Genomic DNA, 21296 nt, shown 5'->3' on the forward strand with positions numbered 1-21296 from the left:
CTTGCTTATGGTTTCATATGAAACTATAACCTTAAGCAGCGAGTCTGATGCAAAGCCCGCACATTCCGATGCGCGAGGCGTCCCTGATATCCGGTCAATAGTCCGGCCAACGTAATTCCAGGAGTCCCCCATGAGCGCCCAGCCCAACCTTGGCATGCAAGTCACCACGTTCGAAAACCCGCTTGGCATCGACGGCTTCGAGTTCGTCGAGTTCGCCGCGCCCCAAGGTCAGGGCGAGCAGCTGCATGAGTACTTCCGCAAGATGGGCTTCACCGCAGTGATGCACCACAAGACCCGTCCGATCACGCTGTACCGCCAGGGCGGGGTGAACTTCCTGGTCAATGACGACCCCGACAGCTTCGCGGCCGACTTCGCCAAGGCCCACGGCCCGTGTGCGACCGGTTTCGCGATCCGCTTCAAGCAACCGGCCGACAAGGTCTGCCAGACCGTGCTCGGCAATGGTGGCGAGTCGGTGGTGGACAAGGCCGACACCAAGGCGGTGAATGCGCCGGTGGTGAAGGGTATCGGCGATTGCATGCTGTACCTGGTCGATCGCTATGGCGACAAGGGCAGCGTCTATGAGGACTTCCTACCGGTGCAGGGCGCCGACCAGGATCCGAAGGGGTTCGGCCTGACCTTCATCGACCACCTGACCCACAACCTGTACTTCGGCAACATGGCCAAGTGGTCGGAGTACTACGAGAAGCTGTTCAACTTCCGTGAGATCAAGTACTTCGACATCAAGGGCGCCAAGACCGGGCTGGTGTCGAAGGCGATGACGGCGCCGGACGGCGTGGTGCGCATCCCGCTCAACGAGTCCAACGATCCGAAGAGCCAGATCAACGAGTATCTGGACGCCTACAAGGGCGAGGGCATCCAGCACATCGCCTGCTTCACCGACGACATCTACGGGACCGTCGAGGCGATGCGCGCGTCGGGGATCGAGTTCCTCGACACCCCGGACACTTATTTCGATGTGATCGACCAGCGCGTCCCGAACCACGGCGAGGACGTGCCGCGCCTGCAGAGGAACAAGATCCTGCTCGACGCCGACCTGGAAACCAAGAAGCGCTTGCTGCTGCAGATCTTCACCACCAATGCGATCGGCCCGATCTTCTTCGAGATCATCCAGCGCAAGGGCAATGAAGGCTTCGGCGAAGGCAACTTCCAGGCGCTGTTCGAGAGCATCGAGCGCGACCAGATCAAGCGCGGCGTGCTGTAAACCGCGCGGTAAAACAAGGTAGCAATTCGCCATGAAGTCGAACGGTTATCAATCGGGGTTTGGCAACGAGTTCGCGACCGAGGCGGTGGCGGGGACGCTGCCGATCGGTCGCAATTCGCCGCAGAAGGTCGCTCACGGCCTGTACGCCGAGCAGTTGTCCGGCACCGCGTTCACCGCACCGCGCCATGCCAACCGCCGCAGCTGGCTGTACCGGATACGCCCGGCGGCGATGCACGGGCCGTTCTCGCTGCATGAGCAGCCGCGGCTGCACAGTGACTTCCAGTCCGGGCCGGTCACCCCGGACCAGTTGCGCTGGGATCCGTTGCCACTGCCCGAGCAACCCACCGACTTTGTCGATGGCCTGTTCACGGTGGCCGGCAACGGGTCGCCCAGTGCCCAGACCGGCATTGGCATCCATCTGTACGCCGCCAACCGGTCGATGCAGGGGCGCTTTTTCTACGATGCCGATGGCGAACTGCTGATCGTCCCGCAGCTCGGCCGGCTGCGTATCGCCACCGAGTTGGGGGTGCTGGAGGTCGAGCCGCAGGAAATCGCGGTAATCCCGCGCGGGGTGCGGTTCCGGGTCGAGTTGCTCGATCCGCAGGCCCGCGGCTACGTGTGCGAGAACTTCGGTGCGCTGCTGCAGTTGCCCGACCTGGGCCCGATCGGCAGCAATGGACTGGCGAATTCGCGTGATTTCCTGACCCCCAACGCGGCCTTCGAGGACATCGACGCCCCCGCCGACGCGCCGTTCGAGCTGATCGGCAAGTTCCAGGGCCACCTGTGGCGTGCGGATATCGACCACTCGCCGCTGGATGTGGTCGGCTGGCACGGCAACTACGCGCCGTACAAATACGACCTGCGCCGGTTCAACGCGATCGGCTCGATCAGTTTCGACCATCCCGACCCGAGCATCTTCCTGGTGTTGCATTCGCCCAGCGACACGCCCGGCACCAGCAACATCGATTTCGCGATCTTCCCGCCGCGCTGGCTGGTGGCCCAGGATACGTTCCGGCCGCCGTGGTTCCACCGCAATATCGCCAGCGAGTTCATGGGGCTGTTGCATGGCGCCTACGATGCGAAGGCGGAAGGTTTCTCGCCCGGCGGCTGCTCGCTGCACAACTCGATGACCGGCCACGGCCCCGATGCGGTAACTTTCGACAAGGCGAGTCGGGCCGAGCTGGACCGGCCCGATGTGGTTGTCGACACGATGGCGTTCATGTTCGAGACCCGTGCCGTGATCCGGCCCACCGCCGAGGCATTGGCGGCCCCCCATCGCCAACGCGACTACCAGGCCTGCTGGGCCGGCCTGCAGAAGCACTTCGACCCCGGTTGAGTGCGGCACGTCGAATACGGGTGGGCATCAGCATTCGTCGCGATACACCGGCAAGCGCCCGTGTGCATCGCTTCGCGCCGCATTCACACCGCCTCAGTAGCCTGAGTTCATCACTGGACGTGGAGTTGTTGATGAAGCCTGGCCTGCCGAACCCGACCATGCTGTCGCTCGCCCTCGCATTTGCGGTCGCCTTGACCATGGCCGGCTGCAGCGCCGACCGAGATGATGATCCCGGCTTCGCGGACGCGACGACGTCGCCGGCCGACCAGACGGCGGTACTGGACCAGCCCGGCGAGGACATTCCGCCGGCTACCGCGCCGCCCGGCACCGTGATGCCCGGTGAACTGCCCTCGGCGGCCGAGCCGGCGCCCGGCAAGGCGCGCTTCGACGGCTACGCCAATGTCGATTTCGGCATGGATGCCGAGCAGGTCAGGCAGCTGTGGGACGGCGAGTTGAGCGGCAATCCAGCCGAGGGTGAGTCATGTTTTCACCTCAGTCCGGCCGGCCAGCCGAGCATTGCCTATTTCGCGCTGATGTTCGTGGACGGGCGATTTGCGCGCTATTCGGTGGCCAACGACGAGATGGTGGCGCCCGGTGGCGGCCAGCACGGAATGGACAGTGAGCGCATTGAGCAGCTGTACCCCGGCAGGATCGAGCAGACCCCGCACAAGTATGTCCCGGGTGGCCACTATCTACGGATCAAAAATCCCGAAGGTGGCGACGGGGTGCTGGTATTCGCAACCGATGCCGATGGCATCGTCACCGAGTGGCGGGTCGGCGTCCCTCCGGCGGTCGACTATGTCGAAGGTTGTGCCTAGCGGGGCGTCCCACAAGAAACTTTCATCCGTCATTCCCTTCATCCGTCATCCCCTTCATCCGTCATTCCCTTCATCCGTCATCCCCTTCATCCGTCATCCCCTTCATCCGTCATCCCCTTCATCCGTCATCCCCGCGCAGGCGGGGATCCATGGACTTTGCCTTCAATGAGTTAATCGGGGCGTTTGACCGACCCTGGCCGCCGGCCGCTTCGGCAGGCGGACGTCAGGATAGAATCAGGAATCATTGACCACGGGGATCACCGGGATGCTGGAAACCGTCGGCTTGTTCGTAGCGGGATTGGTGCTGCTCGGCCTGGGCGGAGACTCCATCGTCAAGGGTGCTTCCGGACTGGCGCGCCATTGGGGGCTGTCACCCTTCGTGGCCGGGTTGATGCTGGTGGCGTTCGGCACCTCGTTGCCGGAACTGGCGGTCAACCTGCAGGCGATCGCCAACGGCCAGCCCGGACTTGCGCTGGGCAACGCGGTGGGCAGCAACATCGTCAACTTCGGCCTGACCCTGGGCGCGGCCGCGTTGGCGGCACCGTTGCTGGTCCAGTGGCGGGCGCTGTCGCCGCTGTTGCTGTGCCTGATCATCGGCACACTGCTGACCATCGTGCTGGGCTGGGATGGCCGCCTGGGGCGGATCGATGGCCTGGTCCTGCTGGCCGCGTTCGTGGCCACGGTGGCGTTTGCGCTGGCGCGATCCCGAGGGGAATCGGCACAGTTGCGCGAGCGCATCGAGGCATTCACCCGCACCGGTAGCGATCTTGGCCTGAACCTGCTTCGCTTCGGCATCGCCGCCGCGCTGCTGTACTTCGGCTCGCGCTGGGTGGTCGCCAGCGCGCCGGCTATCGGCGCAGAGCTGGGCATGCTGCCGCTGATGACCGGTTTGCTGCCGGTGGCGATCGGCACCGCGCTGCCTGAGGTCGCCGCGGCTGTGATGGCCGCGCGCCGGGGACAGGGCGACATGGTGGTCGGCCACGTGATCGGGTCCAGCCTGTTCAACCTGTTGCTGATCGTGGGCGGAATGGCGGCGTGGAGCACGTTGGCGCTGCCCGGCTCGTTCGTGCGCTTCGAGTTGCCGGCGGCGCTGGTGCTGGCGCTGATGCTGTATCCGATGCTGCGTGGCGACCTGTCGATCAATCGCCGCGAAGGCGCGATCCTGCTGCTGGCATTCGTGGCCTGGCTTGCCTACGAGCTGCTGACGCTGGCCTGACTGGGTCGTCGGGCCGTCAATGAGTGCCGTCAGGCTCACCGTCCGGACGCGGTGGCACGTGGGTGTCTTCGGGCTTGCCGGGCAGTTGCGGGCGCTCGTCCATGCGCAACGACAACGCCGCCTTGGCCATCAGCTGCGCGCTGATCGGCGCGGTGATCAACAGGAACACGCTGATCAACAGCTCGCGCGGCTGCGGGTCGGTCCCGGCGAATGCGTGGTAGCCGACCGACGCCGCCAGCAGGCAGGCGACGCCCAGGGTGCTGGCCTTGGTCGGACCATGCAGGCGCTTGAAGAACTCCGACAGCTTGACCAGGCTGAAGGCGCCCATGACGGTAAAGAAGCTGCCAACCAGCAGCAACAGCACCAGCGCCAGCTCAAACACGACCTGCAATACCGCGCTCATTCGACGATGTCCCGGCGCAGCACGTACTTGCACAACACCACGGTACTGGTGAAGCCGAGCATGGCGATGATCAATGCCGCCTCGAAATACACTGGCGTCCCCAGGTAGATGCCAAACAGCACCAGCTCGGCGATCGCGGTGACATTGAGCGTATCCAGGGCGAGGATGCGGTCCGGCACGGTCGGGCCACGCAACAGCCGCCACAATGCAAGCAGCATCGCCAGTCCGATCATGCACATCGAGGCGACCACCGCCGCGCCCAGCAGGCTGGTACCAAAGACCTGGATACCGGTCACGGGAAGATCTCCATCAACGGGGTTTCATAACGACGCTTGATGTCGTTGACCAGTTCCCGGGCGTCCTTGAGGTTCAGCACATGGATCAGCAGGTACCTGCGGTCGTCCGACAGAGCAGCGGTGACGGTGCCGGGGGTCAGGGTGATGAAGCTGGTCAAAACCGCGATGCCGTGGATGTTGTCGATGTCCAGTGGCAACCAGACGAATCCGGGGGTGATCGTGCTCTCGCGGCCGAGCACCAGGCGGGCGACCTCGATGTTGGACATCAGCACGTCCCAGGCCAGGATCCCCAGCATCCTGGGCACCAGCCGCAGGCTTCCGATGCGCGCGAACTCACGATCCAGCCGCGCGGCGAACAACGGGATGAGCAGCCCCAGCAGGATCGCCAGAGAGAACTGGGCCGCACTGATTTCCGAGACCATCACCAGCCAGAACGCAATGACGGTCAGGCTCAGCGACAGCGAGGGCAGCCAACGCTTCCTGTTCACGGGCTCCTCCTTAGTGGCGAAGTCCCGCGTAACTGGTCGATGTAGTCGGTTGGAGACATCAACTGATGACCAGCAGCGCGGGTGTAATCAAGGATGGGAGCAGCGGCCAGGCTCATCGCAATACCGTAACCGAGCAGCAGGACGATCGCCGTGGTTTCCAGCCAACGGGTGCCCGGGATGCGCCGTGCCATGCCGACGCTGCCATCAGCGGCCATCGGCGGATGCTCCTCCGTGCGCCAGAACACACGGCTGCCGGCGCGCGCAAGGCCGACGATCACCATCAAGCTGGTGACCAGGATGGCGGTCCAGGCCCAACCCACATCGGCGGCGGGTACTGCTTGCAGGAACGCCAGTTTGCCGATGAACCCGGACAGTGGCGGTATCCCGGCTACCGACATCGCCGCCATCAGGAACAGCATGCCGATCAGGCTGCGCGGTGGCGTCGGTGCGGGCAGTTCGGTGAAATCGCCGGCGTCGCCGCGGCCCTGACGGACCAGATCGGCGATCAGGAACAGTGCGGCAACCGCGAACACGCTGTGGGCCAGGTAATACAACCCGGCGCCAATGGTGTCGGGTTGGCGCAGGCCGAACATGATCAACAACGTCGCTGCCGACAACAGGACCAGGTAGGCCGCCAGCATCCGCAGCCGGGAAGCCGCCATGACCCCCAGTGCGGACACCGCCAGCGTCGCCAGTGCGGCGGGTATCAGCCAGTCCCAGCCATACCCGGCCAGGGTGCCGGCAGGCTCGCCCAGCATCAACGAACCCATCCGCAGCACCGCGTAGATGCCGACCTTGGTCATCACCACGAACAGTGCCGCCACCGCCGCGGGTGCGCGCGTGTAGGTTTCCGGCAACCACAGGTACAACGGCAGCAGTGCGGCCTTGGCGCAGAACACCACCAGCAGCAGGCCGATGGTGGCCTTCAACAGGGCCTGGTCGTGCGCTGGCACCTGGGCGATCTTGCCCGCCAGCTCGGCCATGTTGAGCGTGCCCAGCAGGCCATACAGCAACCCCAGGGCAATCAGGAACAGGGTCGATGCGGCGACGTTGAAGGCGACGTAATGCAGGCCAGCGGCCATCCGTACCCCGCGCCCGCCGCTGAGCAGCAGGCCGTAGGAGGCGATCAGCAGGACCTCGAAGAACACGAACAGGTTGAAGATGTCGCCGGTCAGGAATGCGCCAATGAGGCCCATCAACTGGAACTGGAACAGGGCGTGGAAATGCGGCGCCCGCCGGTCCCAGCCCGAGCACGCGTGCAGCAGGCAGGCAACCGCGAGCAGGCCGGCGACCAGCACCATCAGCGCCGACAGGCGGTCGACCATCAACACGATGCCCAGCCGCGAGGGCCAGTCGCCCAGCAGATAGACAAGGATCTCGCCGTCGGCGGAGTGCGCCACCAGGGCGATTGCCGCGGCCAGGGTCGCCAGCATCGACACCCACGACACCGAACGCTGCACGGTGGTGCCGACCCGCCGATGCTCGACGAACAGCGAGAGTGCCGCGCCCAACAGCGGGATCAGTACCGGCAGGATCGCCAGGTGGTTCATGGCGGGCCCTCGCGGCCGGTCGGCGGCTCGGACTCACGACCATTGACGTGGTCGGTGTTGTTGTCGGCGCGGCTGCGCATCGCCAGCACGATGATTACCGCGGTCATCGCGAAGGCGATCACGATCGCGGTCAGCACCAGCGCCTGGGGCAACGGGTCGGTGTAATGCTCCAGCGTGGCGGCAACCCCGTCCCGGATCACCGGCGGAGCGCCAACCACCGGCCGGCCGCCGGAAAAGATCAGCAGGTTGGTCGCATACGTCAGCAGGGTCAGGCCGAGGATCACGTCGAAACTGCGCGCACGCAGGATCAGGTACACCGCGGCGGCCACGAGAATGCCAATTGCGCTGGCGATCGCCAATTCCATCATGCCACCTCCCCGGTTGCAGCCGAGCGGGTCGCCAGGTCGACCGTGCCGCGTCGGGAGAGCATCTTCTTGGACGGCTTCAGGGTGCCCATCATCGACAGGATCAGCATCGTGCTGCCAAACACCACCAGATAGACGCCGACATCGAATGCGCTGGCACTGGCCAGACCGATCGTGCCCAGCCACGGCAGCGTCAGGTCGTAATGCCCGCTGGTCAGGAACGGATAGCCCAGTGCCATCGAGGCGGCGCCGCTGAGCGCGGCCACGAGCAAGCCAATGCCGATGCAGCGAATGTAGTCAAACCCGAAGCGTGATTCAACCGAATTGGCACCCTGGATCACGTACTGCACCAGCACCGGCACCGCCAGGGTCAGACCGGCGATGAAGCCGCCGCCAGGTGCGTTGTGGCCGCGCAGGAACAGGAAGATCGATACCACCAGGGTCAGCGGGAACAGTACCTGGGCCAGGTCGGCCGGGACCGGCAGTTTGACCGGCTCGCCGGGCATTATTTTCTCCGGGGCGATCCGCGCGCGCCGCAGCAGGGCATGCACGACCAGCCCGGCGATCGCGAAAACGGTGATCTCGCCAAAGGTATCGAAGCCTCGGAAATCGACCAGGATCACGTTGACCACGTTGGCGCCGAACGCCTCGGGCAACGACCGCGCCAGCATCTCCCCGGCGATTGTGTCGGCTGGCCGGGTCATCATGGCCCAAGCCAGTGCGCCGACCCCGCCGCCGGCCACCACCGCGATCAGTCCGTCCCGGCCGCGACGCAGCCTGGAGCGCTCAGGCGGCGAATCCTTGGGCAGGTAGTGCAGGCCCAGCAGCATCAGCGACAGGGTGACCGTTTCCACCAGCAACTGGGTCAGCGCCAGGTCCGGTGCGGACAGCGCGACGAAGGTCAGGCTTACCGACAGGCCGACCCCGCTCATTGCGATCAACGCCAGCAGCCGGTGGCGGTACAGTGCCACGGCGGTCACCGCGCAGCCGACCATCAGCAACCACAACACCCAGGCCACCAGCGGCATCGACTGGGTGATCCGGTCGACGGGCAGCGGCTGCGGATCGCCCCACGCCGCCACGAACGGAGCCGCGCCGGCGGCAATCGACACCAGCACCAGCGCCAGCATGCTGCGTTGCACGCTGTCGTTGGCCAGCATGTGGGTGAAACGCCGCGCCAGGTGGAACAAGGCGTCCACGTTGAAATGGAACAGCCGTCGGCCCAGGGAATTGCGCACGTTGGCGTGCAGGTCGATCAGCCGGCGCAGGCCGAAGTACAGCAGCACGCCGCCGACCACCCCGGCCAGGCTCATCGCCAGCGGCAGGTTGAGGCCGTGCCACACCGCCAGGCTGTAGGCCGGCACCTGGTCGCCGAGCACGCCATGGGCGGCGGCCGCCAGCAACGGGCCGATCGTCCATTGCGGAGCGATGCCGACCGCCACGCAGGTCACCGCCAGGATCGCGACCGGCACCTGCATGAAGCGGGGTGGCTCGTGGATATCCCGGTCGACAGCACGCGGCCCGGCGCCGAAGAAGGTCTCATGCACGAAACGCAGGCTGTAGGCGACGCCGAACACCGCGAACGCGAGCGCGGCCAGGCTGACCGCCAGTCGCGTCGCATCCGGGCCCGGGAGCTCCAGCGCCTGGGCGAAGAACATCTCCTTGGACAGGAAGCCGTTGAGCAACGGGATCCCCGCCATTGCCAGGCTCGCCACGATCGCCAGCGCGCTGGTGTAGGGCAGGTAGCGACGCAGGTTGCCCAGTCGCCGCATGTCGCGGGTTCCGGTCTCGTGGTCGATGATCCCCGAGGCCATGAACAGCGAGGCCTTGAAGGTGGCGTGGTTGAGGATGTGGAACAGCCCGGCGACCACCGCGAAGGGCGTCGACAGGCCAAACAGCAAGGTGATCAGGCCCAGGTGGGAGATGGTCGAATACGCCAGCAGGCCTTTCAGGTCGTTCTGGAAGATCGCGCTCCACGCGCCCACCAGCATCGTGATCGCGCCCACCGAGCTGACCACGTAGAAGAACAGGTCGGTGCCGGCCAGCACCGGATGCAGGCGCGCCAGCAGGAACACGCCGGCCTTCACCATCGTGGCCGAGTGCAGGTAGGCCGACACCGGGGTCGGCGCGGCCATCGCATGCGGCAACCAGAACTGGAACGGGAACTGCGCGCTCTTGGTGAATACCCCGCCCAGCACCAGCGCCAGCACCCACGGATACAGCGCGTGGGCACGGATCGTATCGCCGGCCAGCAGTACCGCGTCCAGCTCGTAGCTGCCCACGATGTGGCCGATCATGATCACCCCGGCCAGCAATGCCAGGCCGCCGCCGGCAGTAATGGCCAGTGCCATCTTCGCGCCTTCGCGGGCATCCTCGCGGTGGTTCCAGAAGCCGATCAACAAGAATGAAGTGATCGAGGTCAGCTCCCAGAACACCATCAGCAGCAACAGGTTCCCGGCGATCACCATGCCCAGCATCGAGCCCATGAACAGCAGCAGGAACGCGTAGAACCGGCGCGCCTTCTCCTGCGACCCCAGGTAGTAATGCGAATACATCACCACCAGCCCGCCAACCCCCAGCACCATCGCGGCGAACATCCACGCAAGGCCGTCCAGCCGCAACGACAGCGCCAGCCCCAGTTGCGGGATCCACGGCACGCTGAAGCGCAAGACCTCGCCGGCCAACACCTGCGGCGCCATCGCGACCAACGCCAGCATGCCCAGCAGCGGCGGACCGCCAGCCAGCCACGCCGTGGTCCGCCGGATTGCACCACGGGCCAATATCACCCAGGCGGCGAAAGCGAATGGCAGGGCTAGCACGAGTGGCAGCAATGTGGCTCCAGTAGATGCGTATGCGGTCGCCGCGACTGCGACGCGATACGGGATCGCCGATTCTAACTGACATGCGCCAACTGATACGCCCCGATTTGCCCTCCGGATTCCCCGCGCTGGATGCCGAGCCAGTACCCGCGGTTATGCTGGTGCGCCACAAGCGGTGCAGGAAAAGTCCATGGGTGAGGCACTGATATTTGGCGGCAGCGGCCAGATCGGCCGTGCGGTGCTGTCGTGCCTGCCGACCGAAACGTGGCGGGTGCTCGCCGTCTCGCGCCATCCCCGCAGTGGCGAGGATGACGATGGTGTGCGCTGGCTGCCGGGTGAACTGGACGCTCCTCCATCATTGCCTGCCCGGGTCGACGTGATTTTCAGCTGCGGCCCACTGGATGGGTTTGCCCGCTGGTATAGCAAGACCGGGATCCGGGCCAACCGGGTGATCGCGTTCGGCTCCACCAGCGTGGAGTCCAAACAGGACTCGGTTGAGCCGGGCGAGCGGGACCTCGCCAACCGCCTGGCACAGGCCGAGCAGCAGGTATTCGACATCGCTGCCGCGCGCGGGACCGCCGCCACGGTGCTGCGACCGACGCTGGTCTACGGTGCCGGGCGCGATGCCAGCCTGACCCGGATTGCCTCACTGGGCCAACGCTGGGGCCGGTTCCCGCTTCCACGCGGGGCTGGTGGACTGCGCCAGCCGGTGCACGTGGACGACCTGGCGGCCGCTGCCATCGCCTGCCTGGATCAGCCCGCCAGCCATGGCCACGCCTATGCCTTGCCCGGCGGGGAAACCCTGCCCTATCGCGAGATGGTTGCGCGGGTGCTGGCGGCCTTGCAGCCTCCTGCGCGATTGCTGGAGTTGCCGGTGCCGGTGTTCACCCTGGCGCTGCGGCTGGCCCAGGCCGGTGGCCTGGGCAGTGGCCTGGGCGCCGCCGCAGTCGCCCGCATGCGGTGCGACCTGGTGTTCGATATCGAGCCGGCGCGACGTGACCTGGGGTACGCGCCGCGGCGGTTTCAACCGGTTGCGGCGATGTTCCAGCCATAGCCGCAGCGACGGCGGGCCAGCCCGTCGCAGGAAACCGATGCGCTAGATATCGCGCGCCTGTGGCATCGTCCGCGACTTCTTCAGTGCACGGATGGCGACCCCCAGCACGCCGCCGAGCACCATCGCTCCGCCGATGAAAAGCCGCGGGCCCGGCTGGTCACCGTAAAACGCGATACCCAGTCCCACGGCGATCACCGGCACCAGCAACATCCACGGCGTGACCTGGGCCACCGGATAGCGCTGGACCAGCATGTAGTACAGGCCGTGGCCGAGCAGCGACGAGATGAAGGCCGCATAGCCCACGCCGACCCAGCCGACCCAGCTCACCGTTGCCAGTGACACGATCCCGCGGGGCTCCAGCCATGCGCTGATCGCCAGCAACGGCAGCACTGCGATGGCTGCCGTCCAGCCCTGCATGCTGAAGGCATCCACGCCGCGCAAGCCCTTCATCAGTACCGTGCCGATGGCCAGGAATGCGGCCGCGAACAACATCAGCACCACCGCCTCCCACTGCTCCAGTACCGACGGGTCCAGGCCGAGCACCAGCACCCCGCCGAAACTGATCGCGATCGCCAAGCCGGTACGCCAGGCAAACCGCTCGCCCAGCACGACCCACGCCAGCAGCGCGGTCATCGGGATATAGCTCTGGACCACGATCGCCGGCGATGACAGGTCGCCGGCCATCTTCAGGGCGAGGAAGCTGAGCCCGAAGTGCAGCACGCCCACGCAGATGCAGATCGCGATCAGCCGGGTCCACTGACCCGGCGGCGGCCGCTTCATCCAGAACATCAGCGGCAGCCCCAGCGCAATGAAGCGCAAGGCGGTGTACAGGAACGGAGGGATCTCCTGCAGCGCAAAGGCGGAGGTCAGGAAGTTCCCCGCCCAGGCCACGCAGACCAGCAGGATCAAAACGATATCGCGCGGAGACATGCAAAGGCTTCCAGTTGGTTGGCCCGTGGGTGCGGGCCGGAGGGCAAAACAGGGGCACGGTCAGTAGCTTGCCAACCGAAGATGACGGCAGTGGGCGCCCCGAAGTGTTGGCGACAATGCGCCCGGTGTCAGTACGTCCAGCCCAGCTTGCGGTAGAGCTTGGACAGTACCCAGGCAGGGCCAATCAGGAGATAGGTCAGGTCGGTCAGGAAGCTCGGTTTGCGGCCCTCGTACTTATGGCCGATGAACTGGCCGATCCAGGCCACCACGAACACGCCGACACCCGCCCACAACAGGGTCGTGACCCCGTAGGAATCGAAGATCCAGCGACTGACAAAGGCCATCAGCACGAACATCGCCAGCATCCCCAATCCAAGCGGTCGCGACTGGCGGTAATAAAACAGGGTCGCGGCGAATATCGCCACCCCGGCCCAGAAGCCGTCCCGGAACCAACTGCCGGGCGCCGGGATGCACCACAACAGCGCGACCACGCTCCACGCAATGGCCGGCACGCAAACCACGTGGATCCACTGGTTGGTGGCGTTGCGGTGGTCACCGGAATAATGGGCGAACCAGCGATCAATCGGGCGTTGCGTTTTAGCCATGGTGGGCCTGCCTGTCCAGTCAGTCGATGTTGATTCCCGCCAGCCTCTGCAAGGCGTCAGCGTAACGTGCCCGGGTGCGGTCAATGACTTCGGTCGGCAGCGAAGGACCGGGCGCCGTCTTGTCCCAGTCCACGGTTTCCAGGTAATCGCGCACGATCTGCTTGTCGTAGCTGGGTGGGCTGGTGCCCGGCTGGTATTCGTCAGCCGGCCAATAGCGTGACGAGTCCGGGGTCAGCATCTCGTCCATCACGTACAGATGACCATCCGCGTCGGTACCGAACTCGAACTTGGTATCGGCCAGCAGGATGCCGCGCTCGGCCGCGTAGTCGGCGGCAAACCGGTACAGCCGCAGCGTCGCGTCGCGTACCGCCTCGGCCAGTTCGGCGCCGCACAGGCGTACCGCGGTGTCGAAGTCGATGTTCTCGTCGTGCTCGCCCACCCCGGCCTTGGTCGACGGGGTGAAGATCGGTTCGGCCAGCTTGCCCGCTTGTGGCAGGCCATCGGGCAGGGCGATGCCGCTGATCCGACCGGTACGCTGGTAGTCCTTCCAGCCGCTGCCGATCACGTAGCCGCGGGCGATGCACTCGATGGGCACCGGCTTCAGGCGTTTGGCCACCACCGCGCGCTTCTGGTAGATGCTGGCGTCGACGCCGGCCGGCAACACCGCCGCCACGTCGATGCCGGTCAGGTGGTTGCGCACGATGTGGGCGGTCTTGTCGAACCAGAAATTGCTGATCTGGCACAGCATCTCGCCCTTGCCGGGGATCGGGTCGGGCAGCACGACGTCGAAGGCACTCAACCGGTCGGTGGCGACCATCAACAGGTAATCGCCCGGTGGGGTGCCCGCCGGCAAGCGCTCGGCCGGCAGGTCGAACACGTCGCGGACCTTGCCGCGGTGACGCATTGGCAGGCCGGGAAGGTCGGATTCGGAAAGCGATCGTCGCAGCAGTGTCGTGGACAATTGGAGCCCCTCGGTGGTACGCGCAGCATGGCAGAACCTGCCGCGGGGCACCGCTGGCTTTCGCGCACGGGGCGCGACAGGGTCGAGCAGTGTACGCCGGCTCGCGCATGCGTGCAGGTACACTGATCTGTCTGACCACAAGTACGCCCCGGGGCTTGATGAAACGTTGGTACGGAAAATTGCTGGGCGTCTTCGCTGGCGCAGCCCTGATGCGGTTCAACCCCTTGCTGGGCGGACTGATCGGGCTGTTGATCGGGCACGCCTTTGATGTCGACTGGTTCCGGTTGCGGCGCGACGACCCCTACGCCACGCTGGGACTGACAGCGCAGGCCTCGGATGTGGAAATCGACCGCGCCTACCGCCGCCTGATTTCCCAGTACCACCCCGATCGCCTGCAGGGCGCTGCCAGCGAGTTGCGCCAGCAGGCCGAGCACAAGGCGCGCCAGATCAACGGCGCCTATGACCGCATCAAGACCCTGCGCAAGCGCAAATAACCCGCCCATCGAGCCCCGCCATGCAGCCGACCATCATTTCCCCGTCGATCCTTTCCGCCGATTTCGCACGTCTGGGCGAGGAGGTCGACAACGTCATCGCCGCCGGTGCCGACTGGGTCCACTTCGACGTGATGGACAACCACTACGTGCCCAACCTGACCATCGGGCCGATGGTCTGCCAGGCACTGCGCAAGCATGGCGTGACCGCACCGATCGACGTCCATCTGATGGTCGAGCCGGTCGACCGCATCGTGCCGGACTTCGCCCAGGCCGGGGCGAGCATGATCAGCTTCCACCCCGAGGCCGTGCGTCACGTCCATCGCACCATCCAGTTGATCCAGTCGCACGGTTGCCAGGCCGGCGTGGTGTTGAACCCGGCGACCTCGCTGGATGTGCTGGACTGGGTGCTGGAGGACGTGGACATGGTGTTGCTGATGTCGGTCAACCCGGGGTTTGGCGGCCAGTCGTTCATCCCGTCCACGCTGGCCAAGCTGCGTCAGGTGCGCGAGCGGATCGATGCCAGCGGCCGGGCGATCCGGCTCGAGGTCGACGGTGGGGTCAAGCCCGACAACATCGCCGATATCGCCGCGGCCGGCGCCGACACCTTCGTGGCCGGCTCGGCGATCTTCAACTCCGGCGACTACGCCGAGGTGATCGGTCGGATGAAGGCCGCGGTGGCCGACGCACGTCGTTGAACAGAGCGCCACCTTTACCACTGCATTGCTAGTGTCCTGCCATGAACGCACCCACTAACATTGAGTCGAATCCGGTCGGATCCGGGCAGCGTTGGCGGTTGGTCCTCAATGGCAAGTCCGCCGGTGATGAGGCGTTGCGCGCCGTAGTCATGGCAATGCGCGAGCGCGGCGTCGCGCTCAGCGTGCGGGTGACCTGGGAAAGCGGCGACGCCGAGCGCTACGTGGCCGAGGCCATTGCGGACGGCGTCGACACGATCGTGGCGGCCGGCGGCGATGGCACGCTCAGTGCGGTGGCGACCACTCTTGCACATCGCGACGAAGCCGCCGAAAGCCTGCCTACCCTCGGCCTGGTGCCGATGGGCACCGCGAACGATTTCGCCACTGCGGCGCAGATCCCGGTCGAGGCCGATGCCGCGCTGGAACTGATACGCGCCACCGCCGCGCAGCCGATCGACCTGCTGCGGATCGGCAGTGCGGAGCAGACCCACTGGTGTGCCAACCTGGTCAGCGGCGGTTTCGGCACCCAGATCACGGTGGAGACCGACGAGGGCTTGAAGAAGATCCTTGGTGGTCTGGCCTACCTGGTGACCGGCATCACCAAGCTCGGCCGGATCGAGGCGATTCCGGCACGGATCCATGCAATCACCGTGGCGGGCGACGAGTTCAACTGGGAAGGCGGCTTCATTGCGCTGGGGGTCGGCAACGGTCGCCAGGCGGGCGGCGGACAGGCGCTATGCCCGGACGCGGTGATCGATGACAGCCTGCTCGACCTGACCATCGTGCCGGAGCTGGAAGGTGAGGTCGGCAGCACCGTGGCCGCGCTGTTGGCGGAAGGCAAGGAGGCCGCGCTGGACCGCATTGCGGTGCGCCGGCAATTGCCCTGGGTGCAGATCGAGACTTCCACCCCGCTGACCCTGAACCTGGATGGCGAGCCGGTGGAGTCGACCCGCTTTCGGATCGACTGCGTGCCCGGTCGCATCCGCATGCATCTGCCGCCCGGTTGCCCGTTGCTGCGCCCGCCAGGGAACCCGCTGTCGTCGGCGACTGGCGAGGATGCACCGGAGCCGACTGAGCTTGCGTCGGGTCTGCTTCCGGCGTGAGTGATACAGGACGCGCCGGCAACCCGCCCGTCGCGTACTCGCGGCGAAGCAGCTAAAGTACGCCCATGAATTTCCGGGCAAACCCGATTTCCTGCAATGCCGACACCGGTTGGCGATGGTGGCATGCCGCCATCGTCCCCAGCCCGTCGCATCCCCAGGAAATGCCCCATGACTTCGCACGACCCGTCCACGCCCGATAACCCCTCCGAACAGTTCGCCCGGCACGCCGCCGACGGCTACACCCGCATCCCGGTGGTGCGCGAGGTGTTTTCCGACCTCGACACCCCGCTGTCGGTGTACCTGAAACTCGCCGACGGCCCGCACACCTACCTGTTCGAATCGGTCGAGGGCGGCGAACGCTTTGGCCGCTACTCGATCATCGGCCTGCCGGCGACCCGGGTGTACGCGTTCGCTGGCCACACCCTGTACGTCACCGAGCACGGCGAGCTGGTCGAGGCGCGCGAGGTCGCCGACCCGTTCGCCGAGGTCGAGCGTTTGCGCACGCAGTACTCGGTGCCGAAGATCGACGGCCTGCCGGGGTTCACCGGCGGCCTGGTCGGCTGGTTCGGCTTCGAATGCATCCAGTACATCGAGCCGCGCCTGGCCGGTTCGCAGCCCGGCGACGCCCGGATGCCCGACGGCGCTCCCGTGGACAGCGGCCCGGTGGACGAGCTCGGCACCCCCGACATCCTGCTGATGCTGAGCGAGGAGGTCGCGGTGTTCGACAACCTCAAGGGCCGGCTGTACCTGATCGTCCATGCCGACCCGGGCGAACCGCAGGCCCATGCGCGTGCCAACCGCCGGCTGGACCAGTTGGTCCACCGCTTGCGCAGCAGCGGAGCGGCGTACCCGGAAACCCTGGACCCCAATGGCCTGGACGAAGCCGATTTCGTCTCCGGCTTCACCCGCGACGGCTTCATCAAGGCGGTCGAGAAATCCAAGCAATATATCCGCGACGGCGACATCTTCCAGGTGGTGCTGAGCCAGCGCCTGAGCGTGCCGTTCAAGGCCCGCCCGGTGGATGTCTACCGGGCATTGAGGGCGCTGAACCCGTCGCCGTACATGTACTTCCTGGATGTCGGTGACATGCAGGTGGTCGGCTCCTCGCCGGAGATCCTGGTACGGCTGCAGTACGACGCTGCCGGGCAAGGCACGGTCACCGTGCGCCCGATCGCCGGCACTCGCCCACGCGGCGCGACGCCGGCCGAGGACGACGCACTGGAGGCCGAGCTGCTGGCCGACCCGAAGGAGCGCGCCGAGCACCTGATGCTGATCGACCTGGGCCGCAACGACGTCGGCAAGGTCAGCCAGCCGGGCACGGTCGCGGTCGGCGAGCAGTTCGTTATCGAACGCTACAGCCACGTCATGCACATCGTCAGCGAGGTCACCGGCACGTTGAAGCCGGGCCTGAGCTACGCCGATGTGCTGCGCGCGACTTTCCCGGCCGGCACCGTCTCCGGCGCGCCGAAGATCCGTGCGCTGGAAGTGATCCGCGAGCTGGAGCCGATCAAGCGCAATGTCTATGCCGGCAGCATCGGCTACCTGGGCTGGCACGGCGATGCCGACACCGCCATCGCGATACGCACCGCAGTGATCCAGGACGGCAAGCTGCACGTGCAGGCCGGCGCCGGCATCGTGCACGACTCCGATCCGCAGAAGGAATGGGAAGAGACCATGAGCAAGGGCCGGGCATTGTTCCGCGCGGTCGCCGAAGCGGCGCGAGGGCTTTGACGTGCTGCTGATGATCGACAACTACGACAGCTTCACCTGGAACATCGTGCAGTACCTGCAAACCCTGGGTGCCGAGGTCCAGGTGATCCGCAACGACGAGCTGTCGGTGCCGCAGATCGCGGCGCTGGAGCCGGAGCGCATCGTGATCTCGCCGGGGCCGTGCACGCCCAATGAGGCCGGGGTGTCGATCGATCTGATCCGCCAGTTGGGCGCGCGTACGCCGATCCTGGGTGTGTGCCTGGGCCACCAGGCCCTGGGCCAGTGTTACGGCGGCGACGTGGTGCGTGCGAAGACGATCATGCACGGCAAGACCTCGCGGATCCGGCACGAGGGCAAGGGCGTGTTCGCCGGCCTGCCGGATGCCTACGAAGCCACCCGATATCACTCACTGGTGGTCTCGCGCGAGACATTGCCGGCCTGTCTTGAGATCACCGCCTGGACCGACCATGCGGACGGCAGCTTTGATGAAATCATGGGCCTGCGCCACCGTGAGCATCCGGTCGAGGGCGTGCAGTTCCATCCCGAGTCGATCCTGACCGAACACGGACACGCGTTGTTGAAGAATTTTATGGAGCGTTGAGAGTCATGCCGATTACCCCACAAGAAGCCCTGCAACGCGTGATCGAGCACCGCGAAATCTTCCATGACGAGATGGTCGACCTGATGCGCATGATCATGCGTGGGGAGGTGTCGCCACTGATGACCGCGGCGATCATCACCGGGCTGCGGGTGAAGAAGGAAACCGTCGGCGAGATCGCCGGCGCCGCGCAGGTCATGCGTGAGTTCGCGCTGCCGGTCGAGGTCGCCGACCGCACCCACCTGATCGACATCGTCGGCACCGGCGGCGACGGCGCTAACACCTTCAACATCTCAACCGCCAGCAGCTTCGTGATCGCCGCCGCCGGTGGCCGGGTCGCCAAGCATGGGGGCCGCAGCGTGTCGTCCAAGTCCGGCAGCGCGGATGCATTTGAAGCCCTGGGCGCGGCGATCGAGTTGCAGCCCGCGCAGGTGGCGCAATGCATCGAGCGCACCGGCATCGGCTTCATGTACGCGCCGCTGCACCACCCGGCGATGAAGGTGGTCGCGCCGGTGCGCCGCGAGATGGGCGTGCGTACGTTGTTCAACATCCTCGGCCCGCTGACCAATCCGGCCAACGCACCGAATATCCTGATGGGCGTGTTTCACCCGGACCTGGTCGGCATCCAGGTTCGGGTACTGAAGAAGATGGGCGCGCAGCGGGCACTGGTGGTGTGGGGCCGCGACGGCATGGACGAGCTGTCACTCGGCGCCGGCTCGCTGGTGGGCGAATTGCGCGATGGCGAAGTGCGGGAGTACGAGGTGCACCCGGAGGATTACGGCATCGCGATGGCGGCCAGCCGCAACCTGCAGGTCGCCAATCCGACCGAGTCGAAGGACATGTTGTTGCAGGCGCTGGACAACGTCGATGGCCTGCCGCGTGAAATCGTCGCCCTGAACGCCGGCGCGGCGCTGTACGTGGCCGGCGTCGCCGAGAGCATCGCCGACGGTATTGCACGCGCACGCCAGGTGATCGCGTCCGGCGCGGCCCGGGCCAAACTGGACGAGTTCGTGACCACCACCCGCGAACTCGCGGGACAGTAAGATCGCATCGTCATGACCGGAGCCAGCAACAAGCAATGACCGACATTCTGCAAAAAATCCTCGCCCGCAAGCATGAGGAGATCCGCCAGCGCAGCCAGATCCGCACGCTCGACAGCGTCCGCGCCCGCGCCGGCAACCAGCCGCCGACGCGTGGCTTCGTCGATGCGATCCGGCGCAAGCACGCGGCGGGGGAGGCGGCGGTGATCGCCGAGGTAAAGAAAGCCAGCCCGTCCAAGGGCCTGATCCGCAAGGATTTTGATCCCGCTGCGATCGCCCGCAGCTACGAAGCCGGCGGTGCTGCCTGTTTGTCCGTCCTCACGGACGTCGATTTCTTCCAGGGCAGCAACCGCTACCTCGGCGAGGCCCGTGACGCCTGCGCCCTGCCAGTGCTGCGCAAGGACTTCATCGTCGATCCGTACCAGGTCTATGAGGCGCGCATGATCGGCGCCGACTGCATCCTGCTGATCGTCGCCGCTCTGGAGGATGGGCCGCTGGTGGAGATGGCCAACCTCGCCCACGAACTGGACATGGACGTGCTGGTCGAGGTTCACGACATCGACGAACTGGAGCGCGCGCTGCAGGCAGACTGCGAGCTGATCGGCGTCAACAACCGCGACCTGCGCACCTTCGAGGTGTCGCTCGACACCTCGCTGCAACTGAAGGACGTGGTGCCGCCGGACCGGACCATGGTCACCGAGAGCGGCATCGCCAGCCGCGACGACGTGGCGCGGTTGCGTGGCGCCGACATCCACACCTTCCTGATCGGCGAGTCGTTCATGCGCGAGCGCGACCCGGGTGCGGCCCTGCAGCGGATGTTCGCGCCGTGACCCTCGCCGGTCCCGCGCCGCACGCCGCGACTCCCGGCGGCCGCGAGGACGCGCCACTGGTGGTGTTCGATTTCGACCACACGCTCTACGACGGGGATTCCGGCGGCCATCTGTTCCGCTGGCTGATCATGCGCGACTGGTGGCGGATCGCCTTGGCGGCGCTGATCGCACCGGTATTCGGGCCGATGGTCGCACTGCTGCCAACGCGCCGGGTCGGGATTTCCGGTTTTGTCTGGGCCGGCACGGTCGGCCTGCACCGGCGCCGGGACCTCGACATGGAAATCGATCGTTACGTCCAGATCCATGCCACGCAACTGCAGGCGCGGCTGTTGCCGGTCGCGCTGGACGTATTGCAGGTGCACCGCACGGCGGATGACAAGGTGGTGATTGCCACCGGCGCGCCGCCGGAGCTGGCCCGCGCGATCCTCGCCTTCGTCGCCCACCAAGATCTGCCGGTGGTCGGCACCCTGGTCGGTCCGCGACTGGGAGGGATCGGTGCCAAGCGCCATTGCCATGCGGAAATGAAGATGACGATGCTGCGCGACGCGGGGTTTACCGCGCCCGTGGCGATCGCCTATTCCGACAGCAGCGCCGACCTGCCACTGCTCAAGGCCGCGCAAAAACCCGTCGTGGTGAATCCCAAGCAGAGCCGGGTGGCCATGTTCCGCCGGGTGCTACCGGCCGGTACACCGATCCTCAACTGGGGTTGCGTGGACCGCGGCGGCGATCCGGTTCCGGCGCGCGACGCGGTGTTGCCGTAAGGCCG

Annotated in this window: 22 protein-coding genes; 13 read left to right on the forward strand and 9 right to left on the reverse strand. The window is 66.1% G+C overall.

Annotated elements, in window-relative coordinates:
• Positions 1-130 precede the first annotated feature (130 nt).
• From hppD to ACW7G0_RS00565, 4 genes are all read left to right on the forward strand, one after another.
• Positions 131-1222, forward strand: coding sequence for a 4-hydroxyphenylpyruvate dioxygenase (gene hppD / locus ACW7G0_RS00550; RefSeq protein WP_456986960.1), 1092 nt, complete (start codon positions 131-133; stop codon positions 1220-1222).
• A 31-nt stretch (positions 1223-1253) separates the two neighbouring features.
• Positions 1254-2558, forward strand: a complete 1305-nt coding sequence (hmgA, locus tag ACW7G0_RS00555) for a homogentisate 1,2-dioxygenase (protein ID WP_456986961.1) — start codon at positions 1254-1256, stop codon at positions 2556-2558.
• 131 nt (positions 2559-2689) lie between these two features.
• Positions 2690-3376, forward strand: coding sequence for a lectin (locus tag ACW7G0_RS00560; RefSeq protein WP_456986963.1), 687 nt, complete (start codon positions 2690-2692; stop codon positions 3374-3376).
• Between the two features lie 265 nt (positions 3377-3641).
• Positions 3642-4592 carry a calcium/sodium antiporter gene (locus tag ACW7G0_RS00565; protein ID WP_456978817.1) on the forward strand — a complete coding sequence of 317 codons (951 nt, stop codon included), beginning with the start codon at positions 3642-3644 and terminating at the stop codon, positions 4590-4592.
• Between the two features lie 16 nt (positions 4593-4608).
• On the opposite strand, the gene ACW7G0_RS00570 is transcribed toward ACW7G0_RS00565, so the two are convergent.
• Genes ACW7G0_RS00570 through ACW7G0_RS00595 form a run of 6 tightly spaced genes read right to left on the reverse strand, consistent with a single transcriptional unit; the run spans position 4609 to position 10522 of the window.
• Positions 4609-4995: a Na+/H+ antiporter subunit G gene (locus ACW7G0_RS00570; protein ID WP_456962474.1), complete on the reverse strand. Its 387-nt coding sequence runs from the start codon at positions 4993-4995 to the stop codon at positions 4609-4611.
• A complete protein-coding gene (locus tag ACW7G0_RS00575; protein WP_456989402.1) occupies positions 4992-5234 on the reverse strand; it encodes a K+/H+ antiporter subunit F in 243 nt (80 codons plus the stop codon). The genes ACW7G0_RS00570 and ACW7G0_RS00575 overlap by 4 nt, the downstream gene beginning before the upstream one ends.
• Before the next feature lie 53 nt (positions 5235-5287).
• Positions 5288-5779, reverse strand: coding sequence for a Na+/H+ antiporter subunit E (locus ACW7G0_RS00580; RefSeq protein WP_456986965.1), 492 nt, complete (start codon positions 5777-5779; stop codon positions 5288-5290).
• Entirely contained in the window at positions 5776-7329 is a 1554-nt protein-coding gene (locus tag ACW7G0_RS00585; RefSeq protein ID WP_456986967.1) for a monovalent cation/H+ antiporter subunit D, read from the reverse strand. The genes ACW7G0_RS00580 and ACW7G0_RS00585 overlap by 4 nt, the downstream gene beginning before the upstream one ends.
• Complete coding sequence (locus tag ACW7G0_RS00590; RefSeq protein ID WP_456989403.1) at positions 7326-7694, reverse strand: Na+/H+ antiporter subunit C; 369 nt, start codon at positions 7692-7694, stop codon at positions 7326-7328. Before ACW7G0_RS00590 ends, ACW7G0_RS00585 begins: the two co-directional genes overlap by 4 nt.
• A complete protein-coding gene (locus ACW7G0_RS00595; RefSeq protein WP_456989404.1) occupies positions 7694-10522 on the reverse strand; it encodes a monovalent cation/H+ antiporter subunit A in 2829 nt (942 codons plus the stop codon). Before ACW7G0_RS00595 ends, ACW7G0_RS00590 begins: the two co-directional genes overlap by 1 nt.
• 181 nt (positions 10523-10703) lie before the next feature.
• Between ACW7G0_RS00595 and ACW7G0_RS00600 the strand changes: the two genes are divergently transcribed.
• The gene (locus ACW7G0_RS00600; protein ID WP_456986969.1) at positions 10704-11567 is read left to right on the forward strand and encodes an NAD-dependent epimerase/dehydratase family protein; all 864 of its coding nucleotides are present in this window, start codon (positions 10704-10706) and stop codon (positions 11565-11567) included.
• Positions 11568-11609: 42 nt separating this feature from the next.
• On the opposite strand, the gene ACW7G0_RS00605 is transcribed toward ACW7G0_RS00600, so the two are convergent.
• The 3 genes from ACW7G0_RS00605 to ACW7G0_RS00615 form a co-directional block, all read right to left on the reverse strand.
• Positions 11610-12497 carry a DMT family transporter gene (locus ACW7G0_RS00605; protein ID WP_456986970.1) on the reverse strand — a complete coding sequence of 296 codons (888 nt, stop codon included), beginning with the start codon at positions 12495-12497 and terminating at the stop codon, positions 11610-11612.
• Positions 12498-12625: 128 nt separating this feature from the next.
• Positions 12626-13102, reverse strand: coding sequence for an Mpo1 family 2-hydroxy fatty acid dioxygenase (locus tag ACW7G0_RS00610; RefSeq protein ID WP_456986972.1), 477 nt, complete (start codon positions 13100-13102; stop codon positions 12626-12628).
• A 19-nt stretch (positions 13103-13121) separates the two neighbouring features.
• Positions 13122-14063 carry a phosphoribosylaminoimidazolesuccinocarboxamide synthase gene (locus ACW7G0_RS00615; RefSeq protein WP_456986974.1) on the reverse strand — a complete coding sequence of 314 codons (942 nt, stop codon included), beginning with the start codon at positions 14061-14063 and terminating at the stop codon, positions 13122-13124.
• Between the two features lie 158 nt (positions 14064-14221).
• On the opposite strand from ACW7G0_RS00615, the gene ACW7G0_RS00620 reads away from it, so the two are divergent.
• The 8 genes from ACW7G0_RS00620 to ACW7G0_RS00655 all read left to right on the forward strand — a co-directional run bounded on the left by ACW7G0_RS00620 (position 14222) and on the right by ACW7G0_RS00655 (position 21291).
• Positions 14222-14557: a J domain-containing protein gene (locus tag ACW7G0_RS00620; RefSeq protein WP_456986976.1), complete on the forward strand. Its 336-nt coding sequence runs from the start codon at positions 14222-14224 to the stop codon at positions 14555-14557.
• A gap of 20 nt (positions 14558-14577) precedes the next feature.
• Complete coding sequence (gene rpe / locus ACW7G0_RS00625; RefSeq protein ID WP_456986977.1) at positions 14578-15252, forward strand: ribulose-phosphate 3-epimerase; 675 nt, start codon at positions 14578-14580, stop codon at positions 15250-15252.
• Positions 15253-15293: 41 nt separating this feature from the next.
• The gene (yegS, locus tag ACW7G0_RS00630; RefSeq protein WP_456986979.1) at positions 15294-16352 is read left to right on the forward strand and encodes a lipid kinase YegS; all 1059 of its coding nucleotides are present in this window, start codon (positions 15294-15296) and stop codon (positions 16350-16352) included.
• A 168-nt stretch (positions 16353-16520) separates the two neighbouring features.
• A complete protein-coding gene (gene trpE, locus ACW7G0_RS00635; protein WP_456986980.1) occupies positions 16521-18083 on the forward strand; it encodes an anthranilate synthase component I in 1563 nt (520 codons plus the stop codon).
• A 1-nt stretch (position 18084) separates the two neighbouring features.
• Positions 18085-18663 (forward strand): anthranilate synthase component II, encoded by a 579-nt coding sequence (locus ACW7G0_RS00640; protein ID WP_456986982.1) that lies wholly within the window; start codon positions 18085-18087, stop codon positions 18661-18663.
• Between the two features lie 5 nt (positions 18664-18668).
• Positions 18669-19703 (forward strand): anthranilate phosphoribosyltransferase, encoded by a 1035-nt coding sequence (trpD, locus tag ACW7G0_RS00645; RefSeq protein WP_456986983.1) that lies wholly within the window; start codon positions 18669-18671, stop codon positions 19701-19703.
• Between the two features lie 35 nt (positions 19704-19738).
• Entirely contained in the window at positions 19739-20530 is a 792-nt protein-coding gene (gene trpC / locus ACW7G0_RS00650; protein ID WP_456962460.1) for an indole-3-glycerol phosphate synthase TrpC, read from the forward strand.
• Positions 20527-21291 (forward strand): haloacid dehalogenase-like hydrolase, encoded by a 765-nt coding sequence (locus ACW7G0_RS00655; RefSeq protein WP_456986984.1) that lies wholly within the window; start codon positions 20527-20529, stop codon positions 21289-21291. The genes trpC and ACW7G0_RS00655 overlap by 4 nt, the downstream gene beginning before the upstream one ends.
• Positions 21292-21296: the final 5 nt, after the last annotated feature.

This window comes from Lysobacter sp. A286, from assembly GCF_054052105.1.